This is a genomic window from Streptomyces sp. NPDC037290 (assembly GCF_055603245.1).
The window spans coordinates 625,689-650,930 of record NZ_JBVJVZ010000004.1 but is presented as its reverse complement, the minus strand read 5'-3'; the positions used below and the strand labels follow the sequence as shown (position 1 = coordinate 650,930).

General features: G+C 74.2%; 25 protein-coding genes. 9 read left to right on the top strand and 16 right to left on the bottom strand.

What is annotated here, in order from left to right:
* Positions 1–152: 152 nt before the first annotated feature.
* From ACZ7HQ_RS17935 to ACZ7HQ_RS17895, 9 genes are read right to left on the bottom strand one after another with little or no spacing between them, the layout of a single operon-like run.
* Positions 153–1,583 (bottom strand): PfkB family carbohydrate kinase, encoded by a 1,431-nt coding sequence (locus ACZ7HQ_RS17935; RefSeq protein ID WP_470990469.1) that lies wholly within the window; start codon positions 1,581–1,583, stop codon positions 153–155.
* Positions 1,580–2,317: a D-sedoheptulose-7-phosphate isomerase gene (locus ACZ7HQ_RS17930; RefSeq protein ID WP_470990467.1), complete on the bottom strand. Its 738-nt coding sequence runs from the start codon at positions 2,315–2,317 to the stop codon at positions 1,580–1,582. The genes ACZ7HQ_RS17935 and ACZ7HQ_RS17930 overlap by 4 nt, the downstream gene beginning before the upstream one ends.
* Entirely contained in the window at positions 2,314–3,546 is a 1,233-nt protein-coding gene (locus ACZ7HQ_RS17925) for a glycosyltransferase (protein ID WP_470990465.1), read from the bottom strand. Before ACZ7HQ_RS17925 ends, ACZ7HQ_RS17930 begins: the two co-directional genes overlap by 4 nt.
* Complete coding sequence (locus ACZ7HQ_RS17920) at positions 3,543–4,505, bottom strand: glycosyltransferase (protein ID WP_470990463.1); 963 nt, start codon at positions 4,503–4,505, stop codon at positions 3,543–3,545. The genes ACZ7HQ_RS17925 and ACZ7HQ_RS17920 overlap by 4 nt, the downstream gene beginning before the upstream one ends.
* Complete coding sequence (locus ACZ7HQ_RS17915; protein ID WP_470990461.1) at positions 4,502–5,512, bottom strand: glycosyltransferase family 9 protein; 1,011 nt, start codon at positions 5,510–5,512, stop codon at positions 4,502–4,504. Before ACZ7HQ_RS17915 ends, ACZ7HQ_RS17920 begins: the two co-directional genes overlap by 4 nt.
* Positions 5,509–6,399 (bottom strand): D-glycero-alpha-D-manno-heptose-1,7-bisphosphate 7-phosphatase, encoded by an 891-nt coding sequence (locus ACZ7HQ_RS17910; RefSeq protein ID WP_470990459.1) that lies wholly within the window; start codon positions 6,397–6,399, stop codon positions 5,509–5,511. The genes ACZ7HQ_RS17915 and ACZ7HQ_RS17910 overlap by 4 nt, the downstream gene beginning before the upstream one ends.
* Complete coding sequence (locus ACZ7HQ_RS17905; RefSeq protein WP_470990457.1) at positions 6,396–7,391, bottom strand: glycosyltransferase family 2 protein; 996 nt, start codon at positions 7,389–7,391, stop codon at positions 6,396–6,398. The genes ACZ7HQ_RS17910 and ACZ7HQ_RS17905 overlap by 4 nt, the downstream gene beginning before the upstream one ends.
* A complete protein-coding gene (locus tag ACZ7HQ_RS17900; RefSeq protein ID WP_470990454.1) occupies positions 7,388–9,022 on the bottom strand; it encodes a carbamoyltransferase family protein in 1,635 nt (544 codons plus the stop codon). The genes ACZ7HQ_RS17905 and ACZ7HQ_RS17900 overlap by 4 nt, the downstream gene beginning before the upstream one ends.
* Positions 9,023–9,054: 32 nt before the next feature.
* The gene (locus ACZ7HQ_RS17895) at positions 9,055–10,059 is read right to left on the bottom strand and encodes an NAD-dependent epimerase/dehydratase family protein (RefSeq protein WP_470990452.1); all 1,005 of its coding nucleotides are present in this window, start codon (positions 10,057–10,059) and stop codon (positions 9,055–9,057) included.
* Positions 10,060–10,572: 513 nt separating this feature from the next.
* Between ACZ7HQ_RS17895 and ACZ7HQ_RS17890 the strand changes: the two genes are divergently transcribed.
* Positions 10,573–11,136 (top strand): hemerythrin domain-containing protein, encoded by a 564-nt coding sequence (locus tag ACZ7HQ_RS17890; protein ID WP_470990450.1) that lies wholly within the window; start codon positions 10,573–10,575, stop codon positions 11,134–11,136.
* A gap of 132 nt (positions 11,137–11,268) precedes the next feature.
* Here the strand turns inward: ACZ7HQ_RS17890 and ACZ7HQ_RS17885 are convergent, their stop codons facing one another.
* Positions 11,269–11,607, bottom strand: a complete 339-nt coding sequence (locus ACZ7HQ_RS17885) for a DUF3040 domain-containing protein (protein WP_470990448.1) — start codon at positions 11,605–11,607, stop codon at positions 11,269–11,271.
* Between the two features lie 312 nt (positions 11,608–11,919).
* Between ACZ7HQ_RS17885 and dhaK the strand changes: the two genes are divergently transcribed.
* The 3 genes from dhaK to ACZ7HQ_RS17870 all read left to right on the top strand — a co-directional run bounded on the left by dhaK (position 11,920) and on the right by ACZ7HQ_RS17870 (position 13,992).
* Entirely contained in the window at positions 11,920–12,912 is a 993-nt protein-coding gene (gene dhaK / locus ACZ7HQ_RS17880) for a dihydroxyacetone kinase subunit DhaK (RefSeq protein ID WP_470990446.1), read from the top strand.
* A 67-nt stretch (positions 12,913–12,979) separates the two neighbouring features.
* Complete coding sequence (gene dhaL / locus ACZ7HQ_RS17875; protein WP_470990444.1) at positions 12,980–13,579, top strand: dihydroxyacetone kinase subunit DhaL; 600 nt, start codon at positions 12,980–12,982, stop codon at positions 13,577–13,579.
* 2 nt (positions 13,580–13,581) lie between these two features.
* Positions 13,582–13,992: a PTS sugar transporter subunit IIA domain-containing protein gene (locus ACZ7HQ_RS17870; protein ID WP_470990442.1), complete on the top strand. Its 411-nt coding sequence runs from the start codon at positions 13,582–13,584 to the stop codon at positions 13,990–13,992.
* 22 nt (positions 13,993–14,014) lie between these two features.
* Here the strand turns inward: ACZ7HQ_RS17870 and ACZ7HQ_RS17865 are convergent, their stop codons facing one another.
* Complete coding sequence (locus ACZ7HQ_RS17865; RefSeq protein ID WP_470990440.1) at positions 14,015–14,716, bottom strand: glycoside hydrolase family 75 protein; 702 nt, start codon at positions 14,714–14,716, stop codon at positions 14,015–14,017.
* Positions 14,717–15,147: 431 nt separating this feature from the next.
* On the opposite strand from ACZ7HQ_RS17865, the gene ACZ7HQ_RS17860 reads away from it, so the two are divergent.
* Together ACZ7HQ_RS17860 and ACZ7HQ_RS17855 are read left to right on the top strand one after the other, a co-directional pair.
* Positions 15,148–16,122 carry a fibronectin type III domain-containing protein gene (locus ACZ7HQ_RS17860; RefSeq protein ID WP_470990438.1) on the top strand — a complete coding sequence of 325 codons (975 nt, stop codon included), beginning with the start codon at positions 15,148–15,150 and terminating at the stop codon, positions 16,120–16,122.
* Between the two features lie 179 nt (positions 16,123–16,301).
* Positions 16,302–16,844 (top strand): hypothetical protein, encoded by a 543-nt coding sequence (locus ACZ7HQ_RS17855; RefSeq protein WP_470990436.1) that lies wholly within the window; start codon positions 16,302–16,304, stop codon positions 16,842–16,844.
* A gap of 7 nt (positions 16,845–16,851) precedes the next feature.
* Here ACZ7HQ_RS17855 and ACZ7HQ_RS17850 read toward each other — a convergent pair whose 3' ends face one another.
* Positions 16,852–17,397 (bottom strand): PadR family transcriptional regulator, encoded by a 546-nt coding sequence (locus ACZ7HQ_RS17850; RefSeq protein WP_470990434.1) that lies wholly within the window; start codon positions 17,395–17,397, stop codon positions 16,852–16,854.
* A 31-nt stretch (positions 17,398–17,428) separates the two neighbouring features.
* The gene (locus tag ACZ7HQ_RS17845; RefSeq protein ID WP_470990432.1) at positions 17,429–19,444 is read right to left on the bottom strand and encodes an FAD-dependent oxidoreductase; all 2,016 of its coding nucleotides are present in this window, start codon (positions 19,442–19,444) and stop codon (positions 17,429–17,431) included.
* A 155-nt stretch (positions 19,445–19,599) separates the two neighbouring features.
* On the opposite strand from ACZ7HQ_RS17845, the gene ACZ7HQ_RS17840 reads away from it, so the two are divergent.
* Positions 19,600–20,013, top strand: a complete 414-nt coding sequence (locus tag ACZ7HQ_RS17840) for a tautomerase family protein (RefSeq protein ID WP_470990430.1) — start codon at positions 19,600–19,602, stop codon at positions 20,011–20,013.
* A 12-nt stretch (positions 20,014–20,025) separates the two neighbouring features.
* Here the strand turns inward: ACZ7HQ_RS17840 and ACZ7HQ_RS17835 are convergent, their stop codons facing one another.
* Positions 20,026–20,397, bottom strand: a complete 372-nt coding sequence (locus ACZ7HQ_RS17835) for a hypothetical protein (protein ID WP_470990428.1) — start codon at positions 20,395–20,397, stop codon at positions 20,026–20,028.
* Between the two features lie 105 nt (positions 20,398–20,502).
* Positions 20,503–21,384: a hypothetical protein gene (locus ACZ7HQ_RS17830; protein ID WP_470990426.1), complete on the bottom strand. Its 882-nt coding sequence runs from the start codon at positions 21,382–21,384 to the stop codon at positions 20,503–20,505.
* Between the two features lie 317 nt (positions 21,385–21,701).
* On the opposite strand from ACZ7HQ_RS17830, the gene ACZ7HQ_RS17825 reads away from it, so the two are divergent.
* A complete protein-coding gene (locus ACZ7HQ_RS17825; protein ID WP_470990424.1) occupies positions 21,702–23,780 on the top strand; it encodes a SpoIIE family protein phosphatase in 2,079 nt (692 codons plus the stop codon).
* Between the two features lie 19 nt (positions 23,781–23,799).
* Here ACZ7HQ_RS17825 and ACZ7HQ_RS17820 read toward each other — a convergent pair whose 3' ends face one another.
* Positions 23,800–24,579 carry a putative protein N(5)-glutamine methyltransferase gene (locus ACZ7HQ_RS17820; protein WP_470990422.1) on the bottom strand — a complete coding sequence of 260 codons (780 nt, stop codon included), beginning with the start codon at positions 24,577–24,579 and terminating at the stop codon, positions 23,800–23,802.
* Positions 24,580–24,916: 337 nt separating this feature from the next.
* On the opposite strand from ACZ7HQ_RS17820, the gene ACZ7HQ_RS17815 reads away from it, so the two are divergent.
* The gene (locus tag ACZ7HQ_RS17815) at positions 24,917–25,147 is read left to right on the top strand and encodes a hypothetical protein (protein ID WP_470990420.1); all 231 of its coding nucleotides are present in this window, start codon (positions 24,917–24,919) and stop codon (positions 25,145–25,147) included.
* Positions 25,148–25,242 lie beyond the last annotated feature (95 nt).

Below are 25,242 nucleotides of genomic sequence, written 5' to 3'. Positions count from 1 at the left end.
CAAGGGGTGCAGCTGCCGTGACGGGCAGAGGGGGCAGGCGCGGAGCGGGGCCGGTGGAGTGCGGGGCCTGCCGTGCGAGGGGCGCCGAGTGCCGAACCCGGTCCGCCGGGCACCGCGCACGCCCTTGCGCTGCCGTGCGGCGGGGTCGGGGGTCACCTGGTGGGGCCTCCCGTGGGGGCCGGGGACTGGGCGGCGCGGCGGGCCAGGCCGGTGGTGGAGCGGCCGTCCAGGTAGGGCAGCAGCAGGACCTGACCGCCCCAGCTCTCCACCAGGGGCTGTTCGGGCAGTTCGGTGCGGGCGTAGTCGCCGCCCTTGGCCCAGATGTGCGGGCGCAGGTCGCCGAGGACGCGTTCGGGCGTGTCCTCGTCGAACACGGCGACCGCGTCCACGCACTCCAGGGCGCGCAGCACCCTGACCCGGTCGGCGGCCGGCACGAGGGGGCGCCCGGCGCCCTTGCGGCGGCGCACCGAGTCGTCGGAGTTCATGCAGACGATCAGGCAGTCACCGGCCCGCCGGGCGGCCTGGAGCAGGGCGACGTGACCGGCGTGCAGCAGGTCGAAGCAGCCGCCGGCGGCGACGACGGTGCCGCCCGCGGTCCGGACCCGGGCGGCCGTGCGCACGGCGTCCGCGGTGGTGTCTCCGGAGGCCGGGGCCGCCTCGGGGCCGTCCGCCCGGTCAGCGGCGGCGACCGCGCGGGCGCCGCCCTCGGTGACGTAGCGGGTCGCGGCGTGGACGGCGGCCTGGACGGCGGCCTCGGTGAGCGCGCCGTCGGCGAGCAGCTCCGCGGCCGCAGCGGCGAACCGGTCGCCGGCGCCGCACGGGTCGCCCGCCGCGGCGGCCGGGGTCGGTACCAGCAGCGGTGTCTCGCCGTGCGAGAGCAACGCGCCGCGCTCGCCCAGGGTCACCGCGACGGCCTGCGCCTGCCAGGCCCTGACCAGGGTGCGGGCGTCCCGGGCGGCGGTGCGCAGTCCGGCCTCGTCGCCCGCACCGTCGGCGTCGTCCAGCCTGCGGGCGAAGGCGCGGGCCTCCTGTGCGGAGGGCGTTGCCAGGCGGACGCCGGGGACCGGGGGCCGGCCGCGTACATGGGGGTCCCAGACCACGGGCGTGCGGGTGGCGGCGGTGGTCAGGGCCGCCCGCAGGACGTCGGCGGTGCCCCGGCCGTAGTCGGCGACCAGGACGCCGTCGGCTCCGGTCACGGCGGCCTCGGCGGCCTCCGTCGCGGCGCGGGCGCGTCCGTCGCCGTCGTCCAGGCGCAGCAGCGGCCGGTCTCCGGCCATGACCCGGGTCTTGCTGCTGAGGGTGCCGTCCAGCGGCACCTCGACCACGTCGACGCGGCCGGCCAGCAGGTCGCGCAGGGCGTCGCTGGCGGGGTCGTCGCCGAGTGCGGTGACGAGGGTGACCGGGCGGCCGTCGGCGGCCGCGAGGCAGGCGGCGAGCGCCGCGCCGCCCGGGCGGGAGCTGCGCCGGGTGTCGTGCACGACCGGCACGGGGGCGTCCGGGGCCAGCCGCTCGGCCCGGCCGCACAGGTCGTGGTCGAGCAGCGCGTCGCCCACGACGAGCAGGCGGGTGCGGGAGCTGTTCATGCCTGTCCCTTCCTGGGGGCCACGGGCCCACCGTCCACGGACCGGCCGACGGTGCGGGCACGGCCGACGAGCCGGCCGACGACGCCCGGCCTGCCGTCCGCGCCGCCGCGTTCGGGGCGGTCCGCCTCGCCGCTCTCGACCGCCCGGTCGAAGGCCTCGCAGAGCATGTGCACGGCGACCAGGTGGAGTTCCTGCACCGTTGCGGTCACCGGCGCGTCCACGCACAGCGATGCGTCGGCGCCGAGCTGGAGGGGGTTGGGGGCCCGCCCGGTGAGTGCCCACACCGTCATGCCGAGGCGGTGGGCGCGCTCGGCGGCGGCCAGCAGGTTGGCGCTCGCACCGCTGGTGGACAGCAGCAGGAGCACGTCTCCGGGGCGGCCGTGGGCGGCGGTCTGCCGGGCGAAGATCTCCTGGACGCCGTAGTCGTTGGCGATCGCGGTCGTGGAGGAGGTGTCGGCGTGCAGGGCGATCGCGGAGAACGGCGGCCGGTCGTCGCGGTAGCGGCCGACGAGTTCGGCCGTCAGGTGCTGGGCCTGGGCCGCGCTGCCGCCGTTGCCGGCGACGAGCAGCCGGGCCCCGGAGCCCAGGCGGCGGGCGAGTTCGCCGCCCCACTGCTCGACGAGGGGGCCGTACTCGCGGAAGGCGTCCAGGGCCTTGGCGAGGTCGTCGCAGTGCGTGGTGTCGGGGGCGGTCTTCGTGTCGCTTGCGGTCTTCGTGTCGCTTGCGGGCTTCATCGGACGACTCCCGAGAGCGAGGGGATCGAGGACACGGCGCCGTACACCCCCGCCACGCCGTCGGCGACGCGGTGCCAGGTGTAGTGGGTCAGCACCCGCTGCCGGCCGGCGGCGCCGTACCGGGCGAGCCGGTCGGGGTCGGCGAGGAGCCCGCGCACGACGGCGCCGAGGTCGTGGTCGTCATCGGCCGGAACCAGCACCCCCGTGGTGCCGTCCACGACCGTGTCGAGCTGGCCGCCGACCGCGGTGGCGACGACCGGCGTGGCGCAGGACATGGCCTCCAGCGGGACGATGCCGAACGGCTCGTAGCGGGGCAGCGACAGGACGAGGTCGGCGCCGGCCATCAGCCTGGGCATCCGGGCCCGGCTGATCCCGCCGAGCAGGGTGACGCGGTCGTTGACGCCGTACTCGCCGGCGAGTGCGGACAGTCGCTGGGCCTCGGGTTCGGCGCCGAGCAGATCGGCCTCGGGGCCGCCCGCGACGAGCAGTTCGGCGTCGGGGATGCCGGCCAGGGCGCGGATGGCGCGGTCGAAGCCCTTGCGGGGCACCAGCCGGCCGACGGCCAGCAGCCGCCTGCGGGCGCCGGCCGGGCGGGTCCGGGCGGCGGGCGCGAACTGGTCGGGGTCGACGCCGCAGGGTACGACGCTGATCCGGTCCTCCGGCAGGCCCATCGCCTTCAGTTCGGCGACCTCGTCGCTGCAGGTGGCGATGATCCGGGCGCACTCGTGGCCGACGGCCTCCTCGATGGCGAGGCGCTGCGGCGGGCTGGTGTCGGCGGCGCCCTGGTAGCGCTGCTTGACCGTGCCCAGCGCGTGGTAGGTCTGCACGACGGGTATGCCGAGGTCCCGGGCGCCGGCGAGGGCGGCCAGGCCCGACATCCAGAAGTGGGAGTGCACCACGTCCGGTGGGCTCAGCGACCACTGCCGGGCCAGAAAGGCCCCGAACTCGTCCATGTGGGGCAGGAGTTCGTCCTTGGGGACGGGTGCGGGCGGCCCGGCGGGCACGTGCACCACCTGCACCCCGTCGATGAGGGTCACCCGGTCCGGCAGGCCCGCCGAGTCCCGCCGGGTGTACACCGTGACCCGGTAGCCCCTCCTGGCGAGCTGCCGCGCGACCTGCGCCACGTACACGTTCTGTCCGCCGGCGTCCGGTCCGCCGAGCGCCGCCAGCGGGCTGGCGTGCTCGGAGACCATGGCGACGCGCCCGGCCGTGTGCGGAATGCGGCTCATCGGGTGACCTCCTTGATCAGGCGCTCCCAGTCGTCCAGGAAGCGCCGCTCTCCGTAACGGGACCGGGCCGCGGTCCGGGCCGCCGCGCCGGTGCGGCGGGCGAGCTCCGGGTCGGCGAGGAAGGCCCGTACGGCGTCCTCCAGTACGTCGAGGCGGTTCGAGACCACCCCGGCGCCGTCGGGGACCGCCTCCCGTACCTCTGTGGTGTCGAGGGCGACCACCGGCATGCCCAGGAACATCGCCTCCAGCAGCGACAGTCCGAGCGAGGTCCAGCGCACGGGGTGCAGATAGAGCCGGCAGCGGGCCATCTCGCGGTGCAGCTCGTGCTGGGGCAGATCGCGGGCGCGGCAGCGGCCGGGAGGCAGGCCGAGGTGTGCGGCGAGCCCCTCGGTGCGCATGCCGAAGACGTCCAGGGGCACGGACCGGGCGAGGCGGGGCAGCAGGTCGGTGCCGGTCGTACGGCCCCTGCGCACGGGCTCGTTGACCACGACGGCCGCGCGCCGCTCGGTGCCCGTGAAGCGGTGGCCGGGGTCGATGATGCCGTGCTCGACGACCTCCGTCGGGGCCTGGCCGTTGTCCCACATGAGCCGGTTGAAGTGGGTGACGTGCACGATCGGGATCCCCGACTGGCCGGCCAGTGGGTGCGGTTGCCGCTCGGGGGACTCGTCGGGGCTGTTGTGCTCGACGTACACGGCAGGCACGTCCACGCCGGGCCGGCGGCCGGTCCAGCGCAGGGCCAGGTCCAGTTCGTGCGGCCGTTGCAGCACCATCAGGTCGATGTCGCAGTCCCACAGCTGCTTCGGGGTGCGCTCCAGGACGGTTGCGGGCCAGTCCCAGGTGACGGCGCGGCCGAGTCCGTCGGGACCGCGGTCGCCGGTGACCGGGACCAGGTAGGTGTGCGGGCCCTGCACGAAGGTGGTGAGCCACGATCCGTGGACGTGCCAGACGAGGATGTTCATGACTGCCGCTCCTGGATGAGCTTGTGCACCGCGCGCAGCACGTCCTGGCCGGTGACCTCGTCCAGGCAGGGGTGCCCGGGCACCGGGCAGGTCAGCGCCCTGGTGTTCGCGCACGGCGCCGACTGGTCGCCGAGGAGGATCGTGGGGACGCCGTACGGCGCCCAGCGCTCGGCCGGGACCACCGGCGCGAACAGCGACACGACCGGGGTGCCGACGGCTGCTGCGAGGTGGGCGGGACCGGTGTTGGCGCTGATCACGACGTCGGCCATGCGCAGCACCCCGGCGAGGACCCGGGGGGAGGTCCGGCCGCCCAGGTCCACGGCCTGGTCCGCGCTCACGCGCCGGGTGAGCGCGCACTCGTGCGGGCCGCCGGTGACGACCACGCGGTGCCCGGCGTCGGTGAGCAGGGCGACGGCTTCCGCGCAGCGCCGCGGGTTCCAGGCGCGGGCGGGGGCGCTGGCGCCGGGGTGCAGGACGACGTACGGGCCGTTGCCGGTCAGGTTGCTGGTGTCCGGCGGCGGCAGCACGCGCAGCCGTCCGTCGTCGCCGGGAGGCGGAGGGAAGCCCAGGGCGGCGGCGGTGTCGAGCGCGGCCTGCGCCTCGTGGCGGCCCGGCAGCCGCCGGTGCCGTACGTCGAGCAGCCGCCCGGGGTGGTCGACGCTGTCGGCGCCGATCCTGCGGACGCCGGCCAGCTTCAGCAGCAGCGCCGTGGGCAGGGGGCTCTGGTGGAAGGAGGTGAGGACGAGAGCGGCGCCGAAGGCTCCGGCGCGCAGCCGGCCGATCAGGTCCTCGATGTCCTTCCGGCTCACGTCCGGCGGATCGAACCCCTCCCAGGGCGCCTCCCACACCAGCACCTCGTCGACCCCGGGCAGCAGCCGGGCGGCTTCGGCGCCGCGCGGACCGCACAGCAGGGTGACGTGCGTGCTGTGAGCGGCGACGGCACGCACGGCCGGCCCGGCGAGCAGCACGTCGCCGAAGCTGTCGAGCCGGACGACAAGGGTCTTCACCGCGACCGCCTCCTTACGGGAGCCACCGTGCCCGGCCCGGCCGGCCACCCCCGGCCCGGCACAGCCGCGTCCCGCTCGGACAACCGCGTCCGGTCAGGTGCCGACGCGTTCCAGGGGGTCGGCCCCCCTGCTTCCGGAGGCCTCGCGTCCGACCGGGACGGCCAGAGCCCGGCCGCGCCCGGCACCTCCGGCGAAGACGACCACGGTCCGTCAGGATCCACCGCGCCCCCCGAAGACCACCGAGCGCCGTCACAGGTCGGCGCGGACTGCCCAGACGGCCGTGCCCCGGCCGCAGCCGCCGCCTCCCGCCCAAGCGACCGCATCCGGTCAGGACCGGCCGCGTCCTGCGAAGACGACCGCAGCCCTGGCGTCGCGAGGGCGGTGCGGAGCGCCGTGAGCACGTCGGGGGCGCTCTGCGCGGCGAAGCGGGCGGCCTCCGCCGGGGCCGTGGCCGCGTTGGGGACGAGCAGGCCGTGGGCGCCTGCCGCGTGTGCCGCCAGTACGTCGGCGGCGATGTCGCCGATCACCAGGCACTGGGCGGGCGGGACGCCGAGGTGTGCGGCGGCCGCGAGGACCAGGCCGGGCAGTGGCTTGCGGCAGGCGCAGCCGGCGTCCGGGCTGTGCGGGCAGAACTCCCAGGTGTCCAGGCCTCCCAGCAGGGCGTCGGCACGCTCGTTGACGCGGCGCACGTCCTCGGTGGTGAGCAGTCCCCGTCCGATGCCGGACTGGTTGCTGACGACACCGGTGGCGAGGCCGTGGGAGCGTGCGAGTTCGACGGCCGCCGCGGCGCCGGGCAGCAGCCGGACGCGGTCGGGGTCGGCGTTGTAGGGCACGTCCTCCACGAGGGTGCCGTCACGGTCGAACAGGACGGCGGCGACAGGATTCACCCGGTGCCTCCCAGCGGTTGTGCGTGCCGGTGCCGGACGACTCCGCGCAGCCAGTGCCGTACGGCGAGCGGCGGGATGAGCACGCTGGTGCCGAGCATCCCGGCGATCTCACGGGCGGTACGGGGGCCGGGCAGGATGCGGGCGAGGGCGAACTCGGCCGTGCCGAGCGTCCACAGGGCCGCGCAGGCGGTGGCGGCCCTGCGGCGGCCGGCCAGTGCGCAGGTGGCCGCGGCGAGGGCGGCACCGGTCACGGCCAGGTGGCGGGGCAGTCGGCCGCGGGGCGCCAGGGCGCGGTCCCACCAGTCGCTGCCGTGCAGCCGGTTCATCAACGCGTCGTCGGCGTTGCCGCGCTGCGCGGGCAGCGAGGCCCACCAGTGCGCCGGGCGGACCGGGTGCCGGGTGATCCGCCTGCCCCGGACCAGCGACCAGCCGGCCCGCTGCACCCGGAGGGCGAGGTCGGCGTCCTCGCGGAAGGCCCGCGGGAAACGTTCGTCGAAGCCGCCGACCCGGGCGAGCGCGTCGGTGCGGTAGGCCATGTCGGCGGTGGCCCAGGCGGCGTTCTCCAGGCCCTTGGTGTTGCGCTCCCAGTCCGTGGGCCTGCGGTCCTGGGGCAGCGGGACACGCAGCTGTCCCTGGATGCCGCCGATCTCCTCGCCGGCCTCCCGGAGGTCCTCGGCGAGCAGCCGGGACCAGTCGGGCAGCACCTGGACGTCGTCGTCGAGGAAGACCGTCCAGGGGGTCTCGACGGTACGCCAGCCCGCGTTGCGGGCCGCGGCCGGGCCCTTGCCGCCGGTGCGCAGGATCCGCACCCGGCCGAGCAGCGGCCCGGCTGCCCGCAGCGGCAGCTCGTCGTCGGGTGCGGTCCGGTCGTCCACCACGACCACCTCGTGCGGCGGCAGCCCCGGGGCCTCGGCGAGCGCGCGCAGGCACTCGGCGAGGCAGGGCCGGCCGATCGTCGGCACGACGACGGTGTAGACGGGCTCGCCGGTCATGCGAACGCCTTCCCGCGGCGGATCGCGAACGGCCCGAGCACCAGCAGGTCCACCGGTGCCGAGCCGAAGCACTCCAGGGCGTCGCGCGGGTCGTCGACCATGGGCCTGCCCGCGGTGTTCAGGCTGGTGTTGACCACCACCGGCAGCCCGGTGCGCCGCTCGAAGCCGTCGATCATCCGGGCGACCAGGGGCTCCTGGGCGCGGTCGACGGTCTGGATGCGGGCCGTGCCGTCGACGTGGACCACGGCCGGGATGCGGGCCTTCCAGTCGGCGGCCACGTCGTGCACGAACAGCATGTGCGGGCTGGGCAGCGGCCCGTCGAAGATCTCGGCGGCCCGTTCCGCGAGCACCATGGGCGCGACCGGCCGGAACTCCTCACGTCCCTTGACCGCGTTGAGCCGCTCCAGGTTCGCCGCGCTGCCGGGGTGGGCGAGCAGCGAGCGGTGCCCGAGGGCGCGCGGCCCGTACTCGCTGCGCCCCTGGAACCAGGCGACGATCCCGTCGGCGGCCAGCGCCTCGGCGGCTGTCTCGGCGATGTCGGCGGGCTCCTCGTACGGTACGGCCGCCCGCTCCAGCCACGCGCGCAGCTCGGCGCCGGTCCAGTCCCGGCCGAGCGCGGCGGTCGGCATCGGCTCCAGGGTGTCCTTCTGCCCGGCGACGTGCGCCGCCGCGCCCAGGGCCGTACCGGCGTCTCCGGCGGCGGGCTGCACCCACACGTGTGTGAAGCCGCTCTCGCGCCACAGCCGGGTGTTGGCGACGCAGTTGAGGGCGACACCGCCGGCCATGGTGAGCGCGTCCTCGCCGGTGCGCTCGCGCAGCCACCGGGCGAGGGAGACCATGGCCTCCTCCAGGCAGAGCTGGGCGCTGGCGGCGAGGTCGGCGTGGTCCTGGCTCCAGGCTCCACCGGCCGGGCGGGACGGGACGAGGTCGGCCCAGGGGACGGGCCGGGCGCGGAACCCGCCCTGCCCGTCGGCCTGGACGTACTCCCGCAGCCGGCCGGCGAAGCGCGGGGTGCCGTAGGAGGCGAGGGCCATCACCTTGAACTCGTCGCTGCTGCGCAGGAAACCGAGGTGCTGGGTGAGGTCCTCGTAGAACAGGCCGAGGGAGTCGGGCAGTTGCTGGGTGCCGAGCACCGTCAGTTCGCGGTTGGTGTAGCGGCCGGCCAGGTGGGAGCCGCATTCTCCGCGGCCGTCCAGGACGAGGACGGCGCAGTCCGGGTAGGGCGAGACGGGTCCGGCGGAGGCGGCGTGGGCCACGTGGTGCGGGACGAACCTCACCTTGGCGGGGTCGAGTCCGGGCAGGGTCTCGGCGAGGAAGTCCGGGGCCTTGCGGGCGTACTCCTGGCGCAGGTGGTCCCAGGGGTCGTCGAGGCCCATCCGCTCGGCGGGGCGGGCGAGCGCGGGGTCGTAGGAGTAGGCGACGGCGTCCAGGTCGGACGGCGTGAGGCCGGCGCGTTCGAGACACCAGCGGGCCGACCGCTCCGGCAGCTCCCAGGCGGAGAAGGGGACGGGCCGCTTGCCGTGCTTGCGGCGCGAGAACCGTTCCTCCTCCGCCGCCGCCACGACCTTGCCGTCGGTGATCAGGGCGGCGGCGGGATCGTGGAAGAGTGCGTTGATACCGAGGACGTGCATGCGCTGGCTCCAGTGCGGCGGGCGGGCGGGGGTCAGGGCTGCGGTGCCGGGTCCTGCTCCCGGACCGGTTCGGGGGGCTGTGCGGCGAAGTAGGCGATGGTCTGCTTCAGGCCCTCCTCCCAGGGCACCTGCGGCGACCAGCCGAGCAGCTCGTGCGCGAGGGTGGTGTCGGGGCGGCGCCGGCCCGGGTCGTCGACGGGCCGGTCGACGAACGCGATCGGTGAGCGGGAGCCGGTGAGGGCGACCACCCGGCGGGCCAGGTCGGCGACGGTGATCTCGTCGCTGCCGCCGATGTTCACCGGCCGCACGGACCGGCTCGCGGCGACCCGGAGGATGCCGTCGACGGTGTCGTCCACGTAGCACAGCGAGCGGGTCTGGCTGCCGTCGCCGGTCACGGTGACCGGCTCCCCGGCCAGGGCCTGGCAGATGAAGGTGGGCACCGCGCGGCCGTCGTGCGCCCGCATGCGCGGCCCGTAGGTGTTGAACAGCCGCACGATCCCGGCGTTCGTGTCCTTGCTGCCGGCATGCGCGGTGACCAGGGCCTCGGCGAACCGTTTGGACTCGTCGTACACGCTGCGCGGCCCGACGGGGTTCACGTTGCCCCAGTAGCCCTCGTGCTGCGGGTGCACCAGCGGATCGCCGTAGACCTCCGAGGTGGAGGCGAGCAGGAAGCGCGCGCCGTCGCGCTCGGCGATCGTGAGCGCGTTGCGGGTGCCGAGGCTGCCCACGTCCAGCGTCTCCAGCGGCAGCCGCAGGTAGTCGGCGGGCGAGGCCGGGCAGGCGAAGTGCAGCACCAGGTCGTACGGCCCCGGCAGCCGCTCCGCGCAGTCGGGTGCGGAGACGTCGCAGTGCACGTACCGGAATCCGGGCCGGTCCTCGAACTGGGCGATGTTCTGGCGCCGCCCGCAGGCGAGGTTGTCGGCGCAGTCGACTTCGGCACCCGAATCCAGCAGGGTCTCGCACAGATGCGAGCCGAGGAAGCCGGCGCCGCCGGTCACGAGGGCGCGCCGCCAGGAAAGCGGTGTGTCACCAGTCATGGGGGCCATTCCTTCGTCCATGTCGTCGCGCCCCGGGGAACGCCTTCGGCCGGGCTGTGGACCGCCCTGCCTGGGCGTTCGGCGCGTGCGGCGTCGCCGGACCGACCTCGTCGGCCCGCTGCGGGAAGTACGGGGAGAGACAGGACAGGGCACAGGTCCCGCTGGTCCGGAGGACCGGCCCTGCTCGACCGCCGCTGGCTGGACGGCACTGGCAGCTGTGTGCCCCTGCCAGTTGGTTTCACACGTTGGATCCTCATTGTCCGAAAGGCCGGACACTCGCGCGACTCCGGGGCGGTATCGCGAGTCCGGGGCGGTATCGCGAGTCCGGGGCGATATCGCGGCTCCGGGGCGGTGTCGCGGCTCCGGGGCGGTGTGCCGGGGACGCGCTCACCGAGCGCCAGGCGTCCACTTCGGCGGCCGGGGCCGGCCGTGTAGCGGGGCGTGGGCGGGGCACTCGGCGCGTCGACGGCAGGCCGGCATGGGCCGCCGCGATGTCTCGCAGGAGGTAACGACATGGGTCACGGCGGAAACGTCATCCAGGAGCTGACGACCGACCACCGCGAGGTCGAGGAGTTCTTCGGCCGTATCGAGGCGCTGCCGCCCGGCTCCAAGGACCGCAAGAACCTCGCCGACCAGGCCACGATCGAGCTGGTGCGCCACTCGGTTGCGGAGGAGGCCTATCTCTACCCGGCGGTGCGCGAGCACATCACCGGTGGAGACGCCCTGGCCGACAAGGAACTCGAGGATCACGCCAAGGCCGAACAGATCATGAAGGACCTGGAGGGTCTGCAGGCGGACGACCCCCGGTTCGACACGCTGATGGCGCAGTTGATGAGCGAGATCCGGTCCCATGTGACGGACGAGGAGCAGAACCTCTTCCCGCGGCTGGAGGCCGCCTGCCCCGCCGACGCGCTGATGGACCTGGGCGACAAGGTGCGCCGGGCGAAGAAGATGGCCCCCACCCGCCCGCACCCGTCCGCACCGGACACGCCCCCGGCCAACAAACTCCTGGCCCCGGGCACCGGCCTGGTCGACCGTATGCGCGACGCGCTGACGGGGCGGGGGAAGGAGCGCTGAGAGCCCGGCGACGGCCACCCGCTGCCACGGCATGCGGGTGGCCGTCCCGGTTTCGGGTGAAGGGCTGCCGGGTTCAGGTGGGGGGCTTCGGCCCCCGCGCCGGGGCCGCGGGGCTCGCCGGGGCCCCGGGGCTCAGAGCCACTCCCGTACCCTCTCCCCCGCGCGGGGCCGGCGGCGGGCCAGGCGGCACAGGAGGCGGAAGGCCTGGAAGAGGGTCAGGGGCCACAGGAGGGCGAAGCAGCACAGCAGTGCGGGGTCCGAGGTGCGGATGCCCATGACGGCCACGAACGCCGAGGCGGTGCCCAGCAGCAGTACGGCCGCGGGCAGCCAGCCTCCCCGGCCCCCGTCGCCCATGCGGCGCGCGAACCGGCGGTCCTGCCGCAGGTCGGTCGCGATCCGCAGCAGCACCAGCCGCTCCCGCGGCGACAGCCGTACCTCGTCGTGCATCTCCCACATCTCCCATTCGTCCACGGCAACGGCACCTCCTGCGCCCACCGGCGGCTTCCGCCCCCGGACGCCCGGGTTCCCCGGACGGCCGAGCCGATGCGGGCCCGCGCCCGGGGGGACGGCCGCCGTCGCGACGAACAAGGCGCCAGGGAGGCGGACACGTTGCGGACCGGCACCCTCGGGCCTGCGCCGCCGGTGCCCCGCTCACGATGCGGGCCGTGGGGCTCGCGGTCCGTGACGGTGGGCGCTTGCGCGTGACCTCGCCTGGTGCAGGGCCGATACTGCCATTAGCTCCGTACTCCACCCAGCTCCCGCAAGGCGCACTAGGAGATACCGATGAGGATGCTGATCAACGTGCCGGAGACCGTCGTGGCGGACGCGCTGCGCGGGATGGCGGCGGCGTATCCGGACCTGAACGTGGACGTGGAGAACCGGGTGATCGTCCGCCGGGACGCTCCGGTGGCCGGGCAGGTCGGGCTCGTGTCCGGCGGTGGGTCGGGGCACGAGCCGCTGCACGGCGGGTTCGTCGGCCCCGGCATGCTCTCCGCCGCCTGTCCCGGAGAGGTGTTCACCTCTCCGGTGCCGGATCAGATGGCGCGTGCCGCGGCCGCCGTGGACAGCGGCGCCGGGGTGCTGTTCGTCGTGAAGAACTACACCGGTGACGTGCTGAACTTCGACATGGCGGCCGAACTCGCCGAGGACGAGGGCATCCAGGTCGCCAAGGTGCTCGTCAACGACGACGTGGCCGTCACGGACAGCCTCTACACCGCCGGCCGGCGCGGCACCGGCGCGACCCTGTTCGTGGAGAAGATCGCGGGCGCCGCCGCGGCCGAAGGACAGCCGCTGGAGCGGGTGGAGGCGATCGGCCGGCAGGTCAACGAGAACTCCCGCAGCTTCGGCGTGGCGCTCAGCGCCTGTACGACCCCGGCGAAGGGCAGCCCGACCTTCGATCTGCCGGACGGCGAGCTGGAGTTGGGCATCGGCATCCATGGCGAGCCGGGCCGGGAGCGGCGGCCGATGATGACCTCCGGGGAGATCGCTGACTTCGCGGTGAACGCCATCCTGGAGGACATGCCCCCGCGCAGCCCCGTGCTGCTGCTGGTCAACGGCATGGGCGCCACCCCGCTGCTGGAGCTGTTCGGCTTCAACGCCGAGGTGGAGCGGGTGCTTCGCGAGCGCGGCGTCGCCGTGGCCCGCACGCTCGTCGGCAACTACGTCACGTCGCTGGACATGGCGGGCGCCTCGGTGACGCTCTGTCAGGCCGACGAGGAGCTGCTGCGGTTGTGGGACGCGCCGGTGAGGACCCCGGCGCTGCGCTGGGGGATGTGATACGGCGGACGAGGCGACCAACTCCCGCACCACGCCGGTCATCACCCCTGTCACGCAAGGAGATCCAGTGCTCGACGCCAGCTTCTTCCGCCGTTGGATGACGGCGACCGCCGCGTCCGTCGACCGCGAGGCGGACCGGCTCACGGCCCTCGACTCGGCCATCGGGGACGCCGATCACGGCAGCAACCTTCAGCGCGGTTTCACGGCGGTGCGGACCGCCCTGGACAAGGAGGCGCCGGACACCCCGGGGGGCGTGCTGACCCTCGCCGGGCGGCAGCTCATCTCCACGGTCGGCGGCGCGTCGGGGCCGCTGTACGGCACCCTGCTGCGCCGGACCGGCAAGGCGCTCGGCGACACCGCCGAGGTCAGTGAGGAGCAGCTGGCCGAGGCGCTGCGGGCCGGCGTGGACGGGGTGATGGCGCTCGGTGGGGCGGCACCCGGCGACAAGACCATGATCGATGCGCTGATGCCGGCGGTGGACGCGCTCGCTGACGGATTCACCGCCGCGCGGTCCGCCGCCGAGGAGGGCGCGGCGGCCACCACCCCGCTGCAGGCCCGCAAGGGCCGGGCGAGTTATCTCGGCGAGCGCAGCATCGGTCACCAGGATCCGGGCGCGACCTCGTCGGCGCTGCTGATCGCCGCGCTGGAAGAAGCCGCGGAGGGCTGACGGTGAGTGACGAGAAGCTGGTCGGGATCGTACTGGTCTCGCACAGTGCGGAGGTGGCCGCATCGGTCGCGGAGCTGGCGAAGGGCCTGGCGGGCGGGGCCGCGGCGGTGCCCGTGGCGTCGGCGGGCGGCACCGAGGGCGGCGGGCTGGGCACCAGCGCCGAGTTGATCTCCGCCGCGGCGGCGTCGGTCGACCGGGGCGCCGGGGTCGCGCTGCTCACCGACCTCGGCAGTGCTGTGCTCACCGTGAAGGCGCTGCTCGCCGAGGGCGACGAACTGCCCGACGGCGCGCGGCTCGTGGACGCGCCGTTCCTCGAGGGCGCGGTGGCCGCGGTGGTCACCGCCGCCACCGGCGCCGGTCTGGACGCGGTGGAGTCCGCGGCGACGGAGGCGTACGGCTACCGCAAGGTCTGACCCGGCTGCGGGGTGCGGCTGGTCACTTGTCCGCGACGAACAGTCTGGCCAGCCGCGCTCCCAGGGCCGCGACGGCGGCGTCGTCCTCGACGGGGTGCACGCGCGAGTTCCTGAAGACGACGTAGGTGACGCCGGAGGGCGCCCCGCCGCCACTCGGGTCGGCCCGGATTCCGAGGCCCCGGGCGGTGGCGTAGGAGGCCTCGCCGATGAGGTCGCCGGGACCGGTGTCGCCGACCACGGCGTACTGGACCCGGCCCCGGTAGATGACGGCGGCGATGGAGCCGCCCTGTACGCCGTCCTTGCGCGGGTTCCAGATGCGGCTGGGGGCCGGGACGACGATGTAGGGCAGGGTCTCCGCGTTCAGGTTGCGGCCGTCGGACTGCTGGACGGCGGTCGCGGCGGTGAACTGCGGGTCGGTGCGGCGGTTGCAGCGGGCGGTGGGCTGTCCGTCGCAGTCGACGTCCAGGTCGGCCTTCCAGAAGACGGCGTCCCCGGTGCCGCAGACGGGCACGGTCGCGGAGTGGTCGGCGTCGGTGCGGTACCGGCCCCGGGAGATCCGGTGGCACTCGTCCAGCCGGGCCAGCAGGTCGGTGGCGGCGACGGCGCCCCCGCCGCGGTCCGGGGAGCGTTCGCCGGGTGGTAGGGCGGCCGCCGGGACGTGGAGCGCGGCCGGGGCGAGCAGGGTGGCGCCGGCAACGGCCAGCGTCAGAGACGGGACACGCACGATGAGGGACCCTCTCCACGGGGACGGGCGGACATCCAGCACACTGTGGTGCTGGTCCGCGGCCCCGGCCGGTCCGGACAACCCCGAAGGGGCCGGATGGAGCACGCTTCTGACGCCCCGTGAGGGACGGATGAGGGACAACTGGGTCAATGAGCACGGCGATCGGTGAAAACAGGGGCCGGGGATCCGGTCCGAAGCCGGTCCGGATCCCCCGGCCACCCGCGCCGGCGCGGGTTCGGCGACGACAGCGTGTCCGCGCCGCAGGCGTGAACTCCCCTGCTCTCCAGGGCAGTTCAGCCGCAGGAAGGCTCAGCATACGTACGTTCCGGAGCGGCGGCCAACGCGGGTCCTCTTGCCGTGACCGCACCCGCCGCGCCATATTGGTCCGGACCTTTACATGATGCCGATGCCGTCCCCTGGGAGGCAGAGCCGTGCGACGCGTTCCCTGGCCGCTCGTCCTCGTCTGCGGGGCCCTGCTGCTGGTCACGTCCTGTGGCTGGAGCCGGGCCGCCGACGGCGACGAGGGCCGCGCGCCGGGTCCCCCGACCGGGGTCACCGCGCAGGCGGGCAGCGCCACGACCGTGCACGTCATGTGGAACGCGGTGGCGGACGGGCCCGGCATCCGGTCCTACGAGGTATATCGCGGCACCACGAAGGCCGAGGAAGTGCCGGGTTCCCAGCACATGGTGGACGTCACCAGGCTCAGGCCGTCCACCATGTATGCCTTCACCGTGCGGGCCCGGGACACCGAGGGCCGGCTCGGGCCGCCGAGCCGTGTGGTGCGCGCGCGGACACCGGCCATGGTGGCGGCGGACCGCTCGGCACCGACCCGGCCCTCGGAACCCGCCGGGCGGACCGTGGCCAGCCGTGCGGTCCAGCTGTCGTGGGGCGCGTCCTCGGACGACCGCGCCGTGGTGTCGTACGACGTGTACCAGGGCGGGGTGAAGATCCACAGCGTCGGCGGGAACCAGACCGCGACCGTGGTCACCGGACTGCGCCCCGGCACCGGCTATGTGTTCACGGTGCGGGCCCGCGACGCCGCCGGCAACCTCTCCCCCGCCAGTGACCCGGTCCGCCTCACCACCCCCGGCACCGACGACGGCCGGAACACCGCGCCCACCGGTTTCGGCGCGGCGGCCCACCGGTCCGGCGGGGCGTACTACCTCGACCTGTCCTGGGACCCGCCACGCGTGGACGGAGTGGTCACCGAGTACCAGATCCGGCTCGACGGCGTCTCGGCCACCTCGCTGGTGTGGGGCGGCAATCCCCCACGCGGACGGGCGGGCTACAGCTTCTACGTCGGCCGGAGCCCGGGCGAGGAGCACCGGGTCCGGCTGCGGGCGCGACTGCCGGACGGCACCTGGGGCGGCTGGTCGGCGCAGCGGACGGTGACCACGGGCGGCTGACCGGCGCATCCCCACGGCGTGTCGCCTTGCGCCGGACGAAGGAAACCGTCACCTGGCCGGGTGTCTCCCGGGTGCGGCCGGGTCCCCGGCCGCGTTGGCTGCTGCCAGGCAGCACGGACGTTTCCCGACCCCGGCGGCGCATGGGACGTACCGCCAACCGTGCGGCCGGAGGCCAGCCCATGCACACCTCGCGACTCCTCGTCCGCTCCGGTCTGTTCCTGGCGGCCGCCACGGCGCTCCCGGCCGCACTCGCCGGGCCGTCCGCCGCGGTCTCGGGCATCTCCGTCAGCACCGCCGGGTCCACCGTCTCGGTGGTCACCAGCGCGTGCTCCCAGATCAACGGCAGCTGGGGTACCGCGGCCCTGCTCAGCAGCCGGCAGGCGAACTTCGCCCAGGGCCGGCAGGTGGCGCTGTCGGGCACGACGATCAGCCAGTCCGCGGCCTGGTCGGGGGTGAGCCCGGGGACGTACACCGTGGTCGTGGTCTGCTCCAGCGGCAGTACGGCGGGCACCCAGTCGGTGATCGTCTCGGCGCCCTCGGCACCGACGATCTCCTCCACGCGCGCACCGGCGGCGCCCTCCCGGGGCGTCATGGGCGGCACGGGCGGCGCCACCCGGGACTACGGCCCGCTGACGGTGGGCATCGGCGCGGCCCTGGTCGGCTCCGGAGTGATCGGCACGGGCTGGTTCCTGCGCCGCCGTTCGAAGCCGTACCGGCTCTGAGCGGGACTCAGTCGGCGCCGGGCAGGTCGGCGAACTCCGTGAGGGCATGGGTGAGCCACTGGGTCCAGAAGGTCTCCAGGTCGATGCCGGCCCGCAGCACGAGGTGGCGCAGCCGGTCCTCGGGGGCGTCCCGGTCCGGCGGGAAGTCGCGCTTCTCGATCTCCTGGTACTCGGCCAACTGCCGCTCGTGCAGCTCTAGATGGCGGCGCAGATCCGCCTCGAGCCCCGCCGTGCCGACCACCGCCGCGGCCCGCAGCCGCAGCAGGAGCACGTCCCGCTGGGGCTTGGGGTCCTGTGCGGCGGCGGTCCAGCGGGCCAGTGCGGCGCGGCCCGCGGGCAGGACCTCGTAGCTCTTCTTCTGCCCGCGGGCGGGCTGCTCGGACGGCAGCGCGCGGATGAGCCCCTCGGCCTCCAGCTTCCCCAGCTCGCGATAGATCTGCTGGTGCGTCGCGGACCAGAAGTAGCCGATCGACTTGTCGAACCGGCGGGTCAGCTCAAGCCCCGACGACGGCTTTTCCAGCAGGGCGGTGAGGATCGCGTGCGGGAGTGACATGGGCTCATCCTAGGGACGTGCGCCGGGCGCCCTACAGCGCCGCAGCCAGCTCCGTGCCCTGCTTGATGGCCCGCTTGGCGTCCAGCTCGGCCGCGACGTCCGCGCCGCCGATCAGGTGCACGCTGCGCCCGGCGGCGGCCAGCTCGTCGTACAGGTCGCGGCGCGGCTCCTGGCCGGTGCACAGGACCACCGTGTCGACCTCCAGGACCGTGCTCTCCTCGCCGACGGTGATGTGCAGGCCGGCGTCGTCGATCCGGTCGTAGCGCACGCCCGGGACCATGGTCACGCCGCGGTGCTTGAGCTCGGTGCGGTGGATCCAGCCGGTGGTCTTGCCGAGGCCGGCGCCGACCTTGGTGGTCTTGCGCTGGAGCAGGTGGACCTGGCGCGGCGGGGCGGGCCGCTCGGGCGCCGCGAGGCCGCCCGGGGCCCGGTAGTCCATGTCGACGCCCCAGGCGCGGAAGTACGTCTGCGGGTCCTCGCTCGCCTTGTCGCCGCCGTCGGTGAGGTACTCGGCGACGTCGAAGCCGATGCCGCCGGCGCCGAGGACGGCGACCCGGTCGCCGACGGGGGCGCCGCCCTGCAGCACGTCGAGGTAGCCGAGGACGCGGGGGTGGTCGATGCCGGGGATGTCCGGGACGCGCGGGGTGACACCGGTGGCCACGACGACCTCGTCGAAGCCGGCCACGGTCTCGGCGGTGACCCAGGTGCCGAGGCGTACGCCGACCCCGTGGGCGTCGAGCTGGTGGCGGAAGTAGCGCAGCGTCTCGTCGAACTCCTGCTTGCCGGGGACCTTGCGGGCGACGTTGAGCTGGCCGCCGATCTCGCTCGCGGCGTCGAAGAGGGTGACCTCGTGGCCGCGTTCGGCGGCGGAGACGGCGCAGGCGAGTCCGGCCGGGCCGGCGCCGACCACGGCGACGCGCTTCTTCAGCCGGGTCGGGGCGAGCACCAGCTCGGTCTCGTGGCAGGCCCGCGGGTTGACCAGGCAGGAGGTGATCTTCCCGCTGAAGGTGTGGTCCAGACAGGCCTGGTTGCAGCCGATGCAGGTGTTGATGGCCTCGGGGGTCCCGGCGGCGGCCTTGGCGACGAAGTCGGCGTCAGCGAGCATGGGCCGGGCCATGGACACCATGTCGGCGTAGCCGCCGGCGAGCAACTCCTCGGCGAGCTCGGGGGTGTTGATGCGGTTGGTGGTCACCAGGGGCACGGACACCTCGCCCATGAGCTTCCTGGTGACCCAGGTGTAGGCGCCGCGCGGCACGGAGGTGGCGATGGTCGGGATGCGGGCCTCGTGCCAGCCGATGCCGGTGTTGATGATCGTCGCCCCTGCGGCCTCGATCTCCTTGGCGAGGGTGATCACCTCGGCCAGGGAGGAGCCGCCCGGGACCAGGTCGAGCATGGAGAGGCGGTAGATGACGATGAAGTCCTCGCCGACGGCCTCACGGACCCGCTTCACGATCTCGACGGGGAAGCGCATCCGGTTCTCGTACGAGCCGCCCCAGCGGTCGGTGCGCCGGTTGGTCCGCAGGGCGATGAACTCGTTGATGAGGTAGCCCTCGGAGCCCATGATCTCGACGCCGTCGTAGCCGGCCCGCCGGGCGAGGCGGGCGGCGCGGGCGTAGTCGTCGATGGTCCGCTCGACGTCGGCGTCGGTCATCTCGCGCGGCGCGAAGGGGCTGATCGGCGCCTGCAGCGGGCTCGGCCCGACGAGGTCCTGGTGGTAGGCGTACCGCCCGAAGTGCAGGATCTGCATGGCGATCCGGCCGCCCTCGCGGTGCACGGCGTCGGTGACCACCTGGTGCTGCTCGGCCTCCGCCTCGGTGGTGAGCTTGGCGCCTCCCTCGTACGGCCGGCCCTCGTCGTTGGGCGCGATGCCGCCGGTGACGATGAGGCCCACACCGCCGCGTGCGCGGGCGGCGTAGAACGCCGCCATCCGCTCGAAGCCGCGCTCGGCCTCCTCCAGGCCCACGTGCATGGAGCCCATGAGCACGCGGTTGGGCAGCGTGGTGAAGCCCAGGTCGAGCGGGGTCATCAGGTGCGGGTAACGGCTCATCGGGCCCTCCGTGCGCGGTGTCGTCGCCTCTTGTTGTAGAGGACGGCCGCGCCTTTATGCAACTAGTTGCACAACCGGGAGGACGTGACAACAGCCACTCTGTACCTACTAGTATGTACACACACGGGAGACCCGCCTCGAAAGGACCGTTCGCCATGCCCTTCGTCCGGATAGACGCGCTCGGCACCGACCCCGCCCGGCTGGACGCGCTCGGCCAGGCCGTCCACGACGCCCTGGTGGAGACGCTCGGCGTCCCGGCCGAGGACCGCTTCCAGGTGCTGACCGGCCACGACGGCGTGACCAGCACCCTGCGCTACGACCACCACCTGGGCCTGCGCAAGGACGACTCGGCGGTGTTCGTGGCGATCACCATGCGCTCGGGGCGGCCCCCGGAGCTGAAGCGCGCGCTGTACCGCAGGATCGCCGAGCTGGTGCGGGAACGCACCGGAACCGAGCCGCGCAACGTCGTCGTCACCGTCACCGAGAACACGTCCGTCGACTGGTCCTTCGGCGACGGTGAGGCGCAGTACGCCCCGGCCGGCGCTGAGCCGGCCGGGGCGCTGCCGTAGCGAGAGGGAGGGTCAGCGGCTCTGCAGGCGCAGGTGCAGATCCCTCTCCTGGTCGCCGGAGGCCGTGCAGGTCTCCTCCACGGTGAACATCGCGTCCAGGGTGTGCCGGAACCGGTCCACGGCCCAGTAGCCGCCCTGGACGTCCGCCTGCACGGATGCGCCGAGGTGGACCGGCGGGCAGCCCTGGCCGCGGGCGTCCGCGACGTCGTAGGTGCCGAGCCACACCATCGGCCGCACCTCATGGAGCTGCTGGGGGATCTCGTCCGCACCCCGGTCGGACGCGAAGCAGGAGCTCAGCGCGTCGAAGACGATCCGGGCGTCCTCCTTGTCACCGCTGATCTCCACCGTGACGGTTTCCGGATGCGACCGCTCCGTGTGTGCCATTGATCGCTCCTTTCGTGGCCGCGCTGCGGTGGAAGGGGGTACCCCGCCGAACCGCGTCCACCCTCAGGAAAGCACCACCGGCCGGCCGGCACACCCCAGGCGGGGTCAGCCGCGGGAGAACTTGTACGTCTTGCTGTCGGTCAGGATGCAGAAGCCGGGCGACATGACGATCACGCGCAGGATGCCGGTGCGGCGGTCGTAGTCGATGCCCTCCACCTCGAAGGTGCCCGAGCAGGAGCTGCGCAGCGGCAGCTGGCGCAGGGCGGTGACATGGCCGGTGACGTCCGCGGAGCCGTTCGGCGGGGCCGAGAGGTCGATCTGGAGCAGCGGTTTGGTGAGGCCGAAGAGGCTGCCGTCCGGGTCGTCGGAGGAGCACAGGAGGGTGGCGGGGCCGGAGAAGTCACAGCCCTGGACGTCGCGGACGGCGTGGTCCAGGCGGACCGTCGAGGCCTGCGGGAGGTTCGCCGAGGGCGAGGTGGACGGGTTGACACCGGGGGTCGGGAAGACCAGCAGGCGGTTCATGGTGCCCCACTCGCCCGAGAGCATCCACTGGCCGTCGGGCGAGATCGCGTCCCAGGAGTTGTTCAGGGCCTCGCCGGGGCTCAGCGTGTGGACGTACTCCGACCAGGTGCCGTCGGGCGCCTGGACGCGGTACATCTTCGAGTTGCCGGAGTCCTGCTGGTAGGGCTCGATGTAGTAGCCGTTGTACGAGGCGTCGGGGTCGCCGACGTGGTTCCAGCCCCGGCTGGAGACGCCGAGAGGGATCGTGCCGATGCCGGTGTACCGGTTGGGGCTGTTCGCCGGGACCTCGACGGAGGTGAGCCCCTGGCTCTCGTCCAGCGGGCGGGCGCGGTCGGAACCGGTCTCCGTCCAGGTGTCGGCCGCGGCGGCGGGCCCCGGTGCGGCGAGCGACACGACGGCGGCGGTGGTGAGGGTGACGAGACCGGCGAGAACTGCGTGACAACGTTGCCGGGCGGGCGCGGGCATGGCCGACTCCTCGGACGGGGGTGGGGGCACTCGGTCGGCGGACAGTCTGGCGTGGCGCAGTGGTCATGTACAGACCAACAGAGCAACATGAGCGTGAACTCTCCCGGCCCGCCGCACCGGCGTGCACGATGTCCGGGAGAGGAGGTCCCGCCCCGGCGTGGCGGCTTCGGCGGACGTGCACCGCTGTGGTGAGAGATGGTGGAGGTAACCGGCGAAGGTGCCGGAGGGTCGGGTGTGAGCACGGTGGAACAAGGGGAGTCGGCACGGTCGGCACGGCGGACGACGTGCCGTGCCCACGGGCGAAGGCGGTGCATGGCATGAGTGCAGCCGAGGCTCCGGCGACGGAGGGCGGCGAGCCGTTCCGCGGGCCGGTGCGGCCCGGCGGTCTGCTCGACGTGCTGGGCGTGGCCTCGGTGGTGCTGGACACCGCCGGGCGGATCGTGCTGTGGAGCCCCCAGGCCGAGGAGCTGTTCGGATACAGCGCCGGTGAGGCCCTCGGCCAGTACGCCGCCCGGCTCATGGTCCACGAACGGCACCTCGAACTGGTCGGCAAGCTGTTCGCCGATGTGATGCGCACCGGGCAGAGCTGGGCCGGCGGCTTCCCGATCCGGCACAAGGACGGCAGCACCCGCCTGGTGGAGTTCCGCAACATGCGGCTGCTGGACGACCGCGGTGACGTGTACGCGCTCGGACTCGCCGCCGACCAGTCGACCGTACGGCGGCTGGAGCAGGACGTGGCGCTGTCCGAGCGGATGGTGAAGCAGTCACCGATCGGCTACGCCGTCCTGGACACCCAGCTGCGGTTCGTCTCGGTCAACCCGGCCCTGGAGAGGATCAACGGGTTGCCTGCCGGCGAGCACGTGGGCCGGACGCTGGGCGACGTGCTCCCCATGCTGGAGATCGAGTCCTTCGAGGCCGACGCCCTGCGCGTGCTGAACACCGGCGTGCCGGTGATCGACCACACCCTGGGCGGCCGTACCCCCGCCGACCCCGACGAGGACCACACCTGGGCGCACTCGCTGTACCGGCTCGAGGACGCCATGGGCAACGTGCTCGGTGTCGCGGTCTCGGTGGTCGACATCACCGAGCAGCACCGGGCCTCGCTGGAGGCGGAGGCCGCCCGGCGCCGGCTCGCCATCATCGCCGACGCCTCCGCCCGGATCGGCACCACACTCGAACTGGAGCGCACCGCCTGCGAGCTGGCCGAGGTCGCCGTGCCGGAGCTGGCCGACGTGGCCGCCGTGGACCTGTTGGAGGCGGTGGTGGAGGGCCGGCGCAGCACCCTCGGCCCGTCCGAGGCGGCGGTGATCCGGGCGCTCGCGGTGCGGCCGGCGGAGGGCTCCGAAGCGGTGCTGGCGGCCGATCCGCCCGGCCAGATCGCCCGGTACGGGCCCGACCGGCTGGTCACCGAGTGCGTGCGCTCGGGCGAGGCGGTGCTGGTGCCGCACGTGAAGGACGAGGACCTGCCGCTGATCGCCCGCTCCGCCGAGGCGGCCGAACTGCTCGGCCGCGCGGGACTGCACTCGTATCTCGCGGTGCCGCTGATCGCGCGGGGCGAGGTGCTCGGCGCGCTGGACCTCAAACGCACCCGCAACCCCGCGCCGTTCGCCGAGGACGACGTGCTCCTCGCCCGGGAGCTGGCCGCCCGCGCGGCCGTCCAGATCGACAACGCGCGCTGGTACCAGAACGCCCGCAACACCGCCCTCACCCTGCAGCGGAGCCTGCTGCCCGGCCATCCGCCGGTCATGACCGGCCTGGAGGTGGCCTCCCGCTACCAGCCCGCCGGTGCCACCAGCGAGGTCGGCGGCGACTGGTTCGACGTGATCCCGCTGGAGGGCGGCAAGACCGCTCTGGTGGTGGGCGATGTGATGGGCAGTGGGATCAGCGCGGCCGCGACCATGGGCCGGCTGCGCACGGCGACCACCACACTGGCCGCCCTTGACCTCGACCCGGCGCTGCTGCTGGAACACCTGGACAAGACGACGTCGGCCCTGGACCACTCCATCGCGACCTGTGTGTACGCCGTCCACGATCCGCATCTGCGGCAGTGCCGGATCGCCAACGCCGGCCATCTGCCGCCGGCCCGGGTCCGCCCGGGCCGGCCACCGGAACTGCTCGAGCTGCCGACCGGGGTGCCGCTGGGCGTGGGCGGGGTCGAGTTCTCCACCGTGACGGTCGACTTCGAGCCCGGCGAGGAGCTGGTGTTCTACACCGACGGGCTGGTGGAGACCCGATGCCACTCCCTGGACGAGCGCCTGGACTTCCTGCTGTCCCTGCTGGACGACCCCGCCCGTCCGCTGGAGGAGACCTGCGACCTCCTCCTGCGGACCCTGCACCACCCCGACAACCACGACGACGTCGCCCTGCTGATCGCCCGGGCGCAGGAACTGCCCTAGGCCCTGTCAGGGGCGGCTGTCACGGCCGCACGCCGATCACCACGTGCGCGGACAGTTCCTCCGACACCGCGAGCCGGGTCGTCAGGCCCGCACCGGTGAAGGCCCGTACGGCGGCCGGTGCCTGGCGTTCGCTGGTCTCGGTCAGCAGACAGCCGCCCGGCGCGAGCCACCCGGGCGCGCCGGCGGCCACCCGGCGCAGCACGTCCAGGCCGTCCGCGCCGCCGTCCAGGGCGACGCGCGGCTCATGGTCACGGGCCTCCGCCGGCAACAGGGGCAGTTCGGCGGTGGGGACGTAGGGCACGTTGGCGGCGAGGATGCCGACGCGGCCGCGCAGCGCGGCGGGCAGGGCGGCGTAGAGATCGCCCGTGTGAGCCCGGCCGCCGAAGGCGGCGAGGTTGCGCCGGGCGCACCGTACGGCGGCGGGGTCGATGTCGGCGGCGTGCACCTCGGGACCGTCCAGGCCGGCGGCGAGGGCCGCGCCGAGCGCCCCCGAACCGCAGCACAGGTCCACGACCACGCGCGCGTACGGTGCCTGGGCCAGCGCCTGTTCGACCAGGAACCCGGTACGGCGGCGGGGGACGAACACACCCGGTTCCACGGCGATGCGCAGCCCCTGGAAGTCGGCCCAGCCGAGGACCTGTTCCAGCGGGAAGCCGGCGACCCGCCGGTCCACCATCGAGGACAGCTCCTCGGCGGTGCGGGCGGTGGCGAGGATCAACTCCGCCTCGTCCTCGGCGAAGACGCACCCGGCGGCACGCAGCGCGGAGACGAGGGCGGAAGGAGAGCAAGAGGAGGGCATGGAGGCGAGGGAGCCTTTCGGAGCGCGAGAACTGAGGGCGCTCCCGCGGTCACCGTGGCCGGTGTACCGCGCCGCACTGAGGAGAGAGCACCCCGGCTGACACAGCGGTGATGGGTCCCACCTCCTCGGCGCTCGGGGCCGCGACCGTCCGCGACCGGACGGCCACCATACCCCAACGGGCGCGCGTCGGTTCGGGCGGAAAACGGGTGGTGCGGTGGCGGCTCACGCCTCTCGGAGACCGGGGGTTCCGTTCGCGCGAGGTGAGCGCCGATGCTCCCTTCCACCGCGTCCGGGGATTCCCGGCCTTCGTCGTGGCTGCACGGCACGCGAGTACGCCGTGCCACCTTGCCTGATCGAAATCGCCACCGGCCGCCGCGCGGCCGGTGACTGGGCCGGGGCCTGCGCCGCCGCCCGGATCGACGTCTACCTCGGGCCGCGTTCCATCGCCCGGGCGCACGGCCGCCGGATCGCGGCCCGGCTCCGCGCCGGCCTCCGCCGACCCGCCCCCGGCCTGCTGCGCCGGCCCATGCCGAGGATCGCACCGACGGGCTGCTGCGCCCGGGGCTGACCCTCATCCTGGCCCGGTGCGAGCGGCCCGGCCGGGCCGGCGCGCCGCACCTCGTGGCCCGTACGCCACCGGCCTGTGACACGCGGGCAGGGAGC